Below are 7,078 nucleotides of genomic sequence, written 5' to 3' on the forward strand. Positions count from 1 at the left end.
ACCACGTCCACCTTCGGGTTCTCCTTCTCGAAGGCCTTCTCGATCGTGTCCAGGTCTTTGACGTGGTCGGGGGACGGGCGAGGGGCGAGCACGACCGTGCCGCGCTCGCCCGCTACCGCCAGCTGAAAGTGCGGGACCTGCACACGAGCGAACCGGAGCGGGCCCTCGTCCAGCAGCGCGTCGACCTGTGGGCGCCCGGGGCGTTGCCGGAGGGCAGCAAGGTGACGACGGTACGAGTGGCCGGATACTCAGAGGGAGACCTGGCCGCGCTCGCCCGTTTCAAGGAGCTGGATCCCAACTTCTCCGGCCGGGGCTACGAGCTGCAGATCACGCTGGCGGACGGCCAGCAGTTCCGGGCCGATGGGATCCGGTTCGCCGACGCCGAGGGCCGGGTGTACCAGTTCCTGGAGAGCAAGGAGCCGTACACGTGGGTGCAGGGCGAGTCGTTCTACGCTTCGGAGACAGGACAGGCGTCGCTCGCCACCATGCTGGAGCGGGACGCCCGCATCGCGACGAAGCTGCGGGCTTACGGCTGCGCCGGATTCCACTACGAGACCGGGCACCCCGGCCTCGACGGGTTCCTCCAGAGCACCATCCAGCGCATGATCGACGACGGGGTACCGGGCGCGGATCTGCTGTTCGCGGGCACGGGCCGGTGACGACGCGATGCCTTCCTCCTACCTGACCTACGACCACCTGCCGTCCGCGATCATCTCCGACGGCGCGCTGCTGACCGTGCCCATCTGGGCGGTCACCACGATCTCCCTCAGCGAGTCGTACCATCTGCCGGCCATCGGCTCCAGCGGGGCGCGGGCGGTGCTCGGCACGCACGACGACAAGATCACGCTGTCCGGGGTGCTGGCCGGGCCGGAACGGCACGCCTGGAAGCTGGCCCTGGAGAGCCTGGCCGAGACCGGGCGCACCGGCAGCGCGATCGGTGCCTACAGCAGGGGCATGATGTCCGGCCTGGTGCTCGTCACGGCGATGACGATCCGTACCGACATGCAGATCGAAAGCCTGTCGTTCACCGCGACGGCGGCCCGGCGGCAGGTGCTCGACGTCTCGATCTCGATGGTCCACCTGCCCCGCCCCTCCACTCTGACCAAGCTGCTCGACGTGGCTTCGGTCGGGGTGGGCGCGCTGGGCGACGTGTTCGGAGGGTAGGCGGATGGCTTCTCTGTCCCATGCGGCGGCGTACGCGGCGGCTGTACAGGCCCGGCTCGTGCCCGGTCGCGCGCCCGGCGGCGAGCTCGACCGGGTCGAGCAGACTATCGCGCAAGGTCTGCCGCACCGCTTCGCGCTGGACGGCGAGCTGGAGGTGATTCTCATGTTGCCGACCGGGCTCGCCGCTGAATGGCTCGACCCGCCGCCGGAGGAGGTGGTCAGCACCTCCTCCAGGCAGCGGGCGCCGTACGGCGCGCCCGGCCCTGCCACGCCTCCCGCGCGGCTGATCGTACGTTTGGGCGGCGTCACGCTCGGCGTGCTCCCGCTGGTTGCGGGCGCGCGACGGCTCGTGTCCGGCAGTGCGGGGCGGGTACGCGCCGAAATCGAGGTCGTCGACTGGGACCTGCGTGCCGCGGCCGTCCGCGGCCCGGGGGACACGGCGTCCCGGCTGGTAATCGCGTGGCGCCGGGCGGACCAGGCGCCCGACCGGTACCCGGCGCCGCCCGCGCCGCGCCGGGTCATGTCGCGGTTGCCGATCACGTTCCGGATGGAGTCCGAGGTCGGCCTGCGGAACAGGACCATCATGGACACCTGGACCAGGACCAGGCTCGGTACGGCGGTGCGCCGATGAGCCCGCGCGAGGTGAGCATCGGGAACCACCCCGGCTGGCTGCTGGCCTTCGGCTCCGCCGACGGCCTGGCCGAGCCGTGGTTCGTCAGCAGCGACGATGCGCACGCCGAGATCCACGCCGCGCTGCCGCAGGGGCTGGAGGGCGGCACTTACAGGTTCACCATCGAACGCCTGCCCGACGCGTTGTTCGCCAAGCTCAGCAAACGAGACAAGCTTGACCGCCGCGTCTACACGGTGGTCAAGTTGTACCTGTTCTGGCGGGAGGCGCTCGCCGGAGCCGCCGATTACCTGAAGGGGCTGGCCGGGCTCGACAGGATCGGCAACGGGCTGACCCCGGACCGGGCAGGCGCGGAGATCGCGGTGCTCTCCGTGGTCGGCGTCGCGCGCGCGAACGGCGACCGCGGCGTGGAAACCGAGATCACCTGCCGCGAGCGGGTGTTCCAGCACCTCAGCGAGCGCGCGATCTGCTCGGACAAGGGTGGGATCGACGCCACGTCGCTGCCCTCCGCGATCTCCACCGTCCTTGACCGGCTGGATCTGAAAGCGAACTCCCGCACCTACTCGGGACCCCTGGCGACGCCCGCGCCAGCGGTCCCCGGCAAGGGCAAGCAGCAGATCAAGAACGGCACCGGCGGCGTGGAGGCGCTGCGGGACCTGGCCGGACGCATCGAGCAGCAGACCGGCCTGTACGGCAGGGGCATGCTCCTGATCAGGAGGGGAACCCTGCACGTCGGCCCGCGAGAGATCCCGCTCTCCGGTGACGGCGCGGACGTGACCGAGGCTGGCGGGCTCGCCGACGTGCAGCCGCTGGAGCCGATCGTCACCGACCCCGCCTTCGACCGGTGCGCGCATCCAGGGGAAGAGCCGCCGAGCCGCCGCCAGTACCGTCTGATCTGCAAGGGCCGGCCCGACCTGCGGCCCGGCGACGTGGTCAGGTTCACGCCGCCGCCGGGGGAGACGCCGTCCGCCGGGTTCGGCGCCGCGAGCCTGTTCGGCTCCATCGGCGTGCTGGCGAGCGCATCGTCACCACACGGCGCCAGCGGGTCCCCGATACGCCTGTACGTCAACGCGGTCGAGCACAAGCTGGGCCGCCGCAGCGGCTTCGTCACCACGCTCACCGGCGTCGAACTGCCTCAGGGACGGTCGCAGTGGGACGCCCGCACCGCGCCCCCGCGCAAGGACGACGAGGAGACGTCCGCGGACGCCGGCACCGATTCGGCCCGGCAGATCCGCGCGCTCGCCCGCGCCGCGGCGGCCGGACTCGCGCAGGCCGAGGTCGGCGAGTTGCGGGCCACGACCTCGGCGGGCGACCAGTCACGGCCCGCGCAGTCGGTGACGGTGTGGCGCGGGCTGACCGGCGGGCAGGGCGACGCCAACCAGGGAGGCCGGCTGCCGGTCGCGAGGCCCAGCCCGGCGCCCGCCTCCGACGTGCCGTACCTGACGCCGTTCGCGTTCGGCAGGGCCGGGCTGGTGTTGCCGGCCTATCCCGGCACGCGGGTGGCTGTGGTGCATCGGCTCGGCGACGGCGCCGACCCCATGGTCGCCGGCGCGCTCTGGACCGCCGGTGAGGCGCCCGACAGCGCCCCAGGGGATTGGTGGCTGATCCTGCCGTCGGCCGTGCCGACCGCCGAACGGGACTCGATCGCTGACTCCGCAGTCCCCTCGGGCTACCGCGCCGCCGCCAGCGACGACCTGATCGACGCCGACGGCAACCGGGTGATCGAGGTGGGCGAGCTGACCGTACGCGTGGGCAAGGCGGCGCTGCAGGAGGCGGGCACCCGCCCGGAACGCGCCGCGGACGGCCAGTCGGTGACCATCGAGCATGCCGACGGCAGATCGAAGATCGTCATGAAGGCGGACGGCACGATCCAGATCGTCGCGGGCAAGGATCTGGAGATCACCGCCCAGAACGTCAAGGTCAAGGTGAGCGGGACGATGGACGTGAGCGGCTGATGGCCTACATCCTCACGAAGGCGAGCACGGTGCGCTGCGGGCCGCAGGCCCCGCACACCGGGACGGTCGTGACCGACAGCGCGGCCAAGCTGACGGTTGGCGGCTCCCCGGTCCTGGTCGCCGACTCGATCAAGGGCCAGGACATCACCGGCTGCAAGCAGACGGGCAACAACATCACCCCCTGCCTGAAGGCGGACGCTCCCCTGCCGCCGAGCTTGGCGACCAAGTTGACGACGGGCGGTGCGCCCGTGGTGTTGTCCACCCTCAGCGGGTCCACGAACGGTACCCCGCCCGGCGTGATGTCGGCCACCGGCGGGCCGGAGAAGGTGGCGGCGACATGATCAGGCTGAAGGTGGCGGTGACATGAGCGGGCCGGAGACGGGCGGCGGCATGAGCGGCGAACCGGAAGGCGACGGGCTGCGGCGCGCGCTACTCGGCTGGGGCGTGGCCGCCGAGCCGATCGCGCCCGGCCTGGACCTGGGCCGCGACCTGCGGCTGCGGGACGGTGACCTGGTCACCGTGGCGGGCATGGCCAACCTCGCCCAGGTGCTGGAGCTGGCCTTCACCACGCTGCGCGGCTCCAGCGTCTTCGACGTGGAATTCGGCTTCGACGGGCTGAGCGCGCTGACCGAGGAGTCCACGCAGCTGATGGTGCGCGAGCGCGTACGGGTGGCGGTGGTGAACGTCCTGGCCCGCGAGCCGCGCGTACGGCGCATCGTGGACGTGCAGGTGCTCGACGACCGGCTCACCCGCGTCGCGGCCGGCCGAACCCTGCAGGTGCGGGTGGCCTTCGAGACGATCAGCGGCGACCGGCAGACCGTCGGCCTGTCCCAGGGAGGGGCGTAAATGGCAGACCAACTCGACACCAGCATTGACACGGCGGATGTGCTGGCCGTGGACGCCGAGCTGGCCCGCACCACCGGCGGCGGCGTGTACGGTATCACGAACGAGGGGTTCGTGCCCAAGCCGTTCGCCCGGCTGCTGGCCGAGAAGCTGGCCCTGGCCAGGACTCTGCTCGGCGACGAGCTCGACCTGCGCTCAGGATCGGTCGTCAGAACGCTCATGGAGGTCTCCGCGCTGGAGGACGCCCGCACCTGGAGCGCCCTGGCCACCATGTACGACGACGCGTTCGTGGTCTCGGCGACCGGCGCCGCGCTCACCCGGCTGGGCGAGGAACTCGGGCTGCCCCGGCCGTTCCTGCCGGCCACCGGACGCGTCCGGCTCATCCTCGACGGCGACCTGCCCGCTGGCGAGAGCGTGACGATCCCGCGCGGCACACGGTTGCTCACCCCCGGCGGCCACCACGCCGCGACCGACGAGACGATCACCCTGTCCAACACCGCCCGGCAGCGCGACGTCGCCGTCGTGGCCTTCCACCCAGGCCCCGAGCACGACATCGACCCGGCCGTGCCGTCGCAGACGCTCGATCGCCTTCACCCGCTCGACGCCAAGCTGGGCGACCTGTACGCGCTGCAACGTGCCACCGACCCGCCCTTCGAGGTGAAGGTCGGGCACACCGAGGCCCTGACGGGCGGCGACCTGCGCTGGCCCGACGTGCGCTACCGCGAGCTGCTGCTGCGCGCCCCCCGGTCGGCGTGGACGGCGGAGGCGCTGGAGATCGCCGTGTCGCTGGTGCCCGGCGTGCGGCAGGTCACGGTCCGCGACCAGTGGGGCGGCCTGGACATCCGGCAGTCGATCTTCGGCAACTTCAGCTTCGTCGAGCGGTTGTTCGTCGGCGAGCGCGACATCGCCAGCCCTTACTACGTGACGATCCTGGTCGCGGCGTCCCCCGCAGCGATCTGGGAGGGGCCAGACGGGCTGCGTGTGGCGATCGAATCGGCCGTCGACGACCTGCGACCGCTGTCGATCTTCCCGGAGGTGGTGCCCGCGGCGCAGGTCGGCATCGGGGTCAGCGCCGATCTCGTGGTGCGGGGGCTGCCGTTGCCCAGCGGTTCCCGCGAGAGCGTGAACGACAGCGACTCCGCGCTCGCGCTGAAGGCCAGGTTGCTGGCCCGGCTGCGCCGCTACGTCGACGGCCTCGGCTTTGGCGAGCCGGTACGGGCCAGCGAAATGGTGTGGGCGCTGATGAGCGAGCCCGGCATCGCCGACGCCCGTGATGTGCGGCTCCTGCGTTACCCCGCGGCCTTCGACGACCTGGACTTCGGCACCCCCGTGGCTGAGCAGGCGATCACCGTGCTCGACTGCGGGCAGAACGCCGAGTTCGACGTCAACCAGGTCGCCGTGCTCGTCGACGACCCGGCCAGGCTGAGGATCGTCTGATGGACGCCGACCCGTACCTGAGCGCCGCCCACCAGGCGATGATCGCCCAGCTCACCGGCCCGCTCGCGGCCGGCGCGGTCGACGAGCCGCTGGAGCTGGACGCGGCCGGCCGGGTCACCGTGCCCGGCGGCTGGGAGCCGCTGCTGCTCGCCGCGCCCGCCGGCAGCCTGCGGGAGACCGGCCTGCGCCTGGAAGGCGTGCTCGACCCGGACGGCGCGGCCACGCCGCTGCCTGCCCTGACCTTCGCCGCGTGGACGGAGGCGGGGGCGTACCTGCCGCTGCACCGACCCACCACCGACCCCGCCACCCGCACGGCCCAGGGCTACACGCTCGCGCTGCGAGTGCGCAAGCTGCGCCCGGACGGCTCCGCCCGGCTGGTCCCGGTGGCGCGGACCCGCAACCTGGTGCGGCTTAGCACGTTGCACGGCGTGCTGGGCCGCATGTTGTACCTGCTGGCGGCCGAGAAGGCGCGGCTACGCAGGCAGGGCAGGGAGATCCTGGCGGTACGCCGGATCGGCCGGGCTTTCGCCGACGCGCTTGACCGGCACGGCGCGGACCTGGGCGTGGCCAGGTTCGCCGAGACCCTGGCGGTCAAGGACGGCCAGATCGTGACCCTGCCGGGACGCGAGGCAGATCCCGCCTACCGGCGGCGGCTGGCGATCTACCGGCCCTGGTTGCTGCCCACCAGGTCGCGGCTGCTGGGCCTGCTCAACGGGCCGGGAGACGCAGGTGATCCCAACGCGGGCCCGCTCGGCGAGATGGGACTGCCCGTCCGGTTCACCGTGGAGGAGGACGACAACGAGCTGGCCGTATCCATGAAGATCGTGGGAGTGGGGGCCGGCGGCCACCGGGACGGCTTCCTGCGGTACGTGCGGGAGGCGTACCTGATCTGGCCGCTGGCCGGCCCGGCCGGCGACGGCGTGCACGCGCGGCGTTTCGTCTCCGCGGAAGAACGAGCGCGCCAGGAAACGCTGCGCTCTGGGTTGCGCTCGGGGTTCGCCTTCACCGGCGAGGCCGCCGCGGATCCGGCGCTGGCTCCGCAACTGGCCGC

8 protein-coding genes are annotated in these 7,078 nt (G+C 72.3%); all 8 read left to right on the forward strand.

What is annotated here, in order from left to right:
- The coding region (locus tag ACWDX9_RS57205) for a hypothetical protein (protein WP_449971507.1) at positions 1-659 on the forward strand (659 nt) is incomplete at its 5' end.
- 7 nt (positions 660-666) lie between these two features.
- The gene (locus ACWDX9_RS57210) at positions 667-1,164 is read left to right on the forward strand and encodes a hypothetical protein (protein ID WP_449971510.1); all 498 of its coding nucleotides are present in this window, start codon (positions 667-669) and stop codon (positions 1,162-1,164) included.
- A 4-nt stretch (positions 1,165-1,168) separates the two neighbouring features.
- Positions 1,169-1,795, forward strand: coding sequence for a hypothetical protein (locus ACWDX9_RS57215; RefSeq protein ID WP_449971513.1), 627 nt, complete (start codon positions 1,169-1,171; stop codon positions 1,793-1,795).
- Positions 1,792-3,747 (forward strand): hypothetical protein, encoded by a 1,956-nt coding sequence (locus tag ACWDX9_RS57220; protein WP_449971515.1) that lies wholly within the window; start codon positions 1,792-1,794, stop codon positions 3,745-3,747. Before ACWDX9_RS57215 ends, ACWDX9_RS57220 begins: the two co-directional genes overlap by 4 nt.
- Entirely contained in the window at positions 3,747-4,088 is a 342-nt protein-coding gene (locus ACWDX9_RS57225) for a hypothetical protein (RefSeq protein WP_449971518.1), read from the forward strand. The genes ACWDX9_RS57220 and ACWDX9_RS57225 overlap by 1 nt, the downstream gene beginning before the upstream one ends.
- A gap of 22 nt (positions 4,089-4,110) precedes the next feature.
- Positions 4,111-4,593 carry a hypothetical protein gene (locus ACWDX9_RS57230; RefSeq protein WP_449971521.1) on the forward strand — a complete coding sequence of 161 codons (483 nt, stop codon included), beginning with the start codon at positions 4,111-4,113 and terminating at the stop codon, positions 4,591-4,593.
- Entirely contained in the window at positions 4,594-6,027 is a 1,434-nt protein-coding gene (locus ACWDX9_RS57235) for a hypothetical protein (protein ID WP_449971523.1), read from the forward strand. It begins immediately after the preceding gene.
- Positions 6,027-7,078: hypothetical protein (locus ACWDX9_RS57240; protein WP_449971525.1), on the forward strand; the 1,052-nt coding region annotated here is incomplete at its 3' end. The genes ACWDX9_RS57235 and ACWDX9_RS57240, both read left to right, overlap by 1 nt.

The sequence above is a fragment of the Nonomuraea sp. NPDC003201 genome, from assembly GCF_053590415.1.

Coding starts and splice junctions, on each gene's coding strand:
- ACWDX9_RS57210 (WP_449971510.1), top strand. CDS start 667: ATGCCTTCCTCCTACCTGACCTACGACCACCTGCCGTCCGCGATCATC.
- ACWDX9_RS57215 (WP_449971513.1), top strand. CDS start 1,169: ATGGCTTCTCTGTCCCATGCGGCGGCGTACGCGGCGGCTGTACAGGCC.
- ACWDX9_RS57220 (WP_449971515.1), top strand. CDS start 1,792: ATGAGCCCGCGCGAGGTGAGCATCGGGAACCACCCCGGCTGGCTGCTG.
- ACWDX9_RS57225 (WP_449971518.1), top strand. CDS start 3,747: ATGGCCTACATCCTCACGAAGGCGAGCACGGTGCGCTGCGGGCCGCAG.
- ACWDX9_RS57230 (WP_449971521.1), top strand. CDS start 4,111: ATGAGCGGGCCGGAGACGGGCGGCGGCATGAGCGGCGAACCGGAAGGC.
- ACWDX9_RS57235 (WP_449971523.1), top strand. CDS start 4,594: ATGGCAGACCAACTCGACACCAGCATTGACACGGCGGATGTGCTGGCC.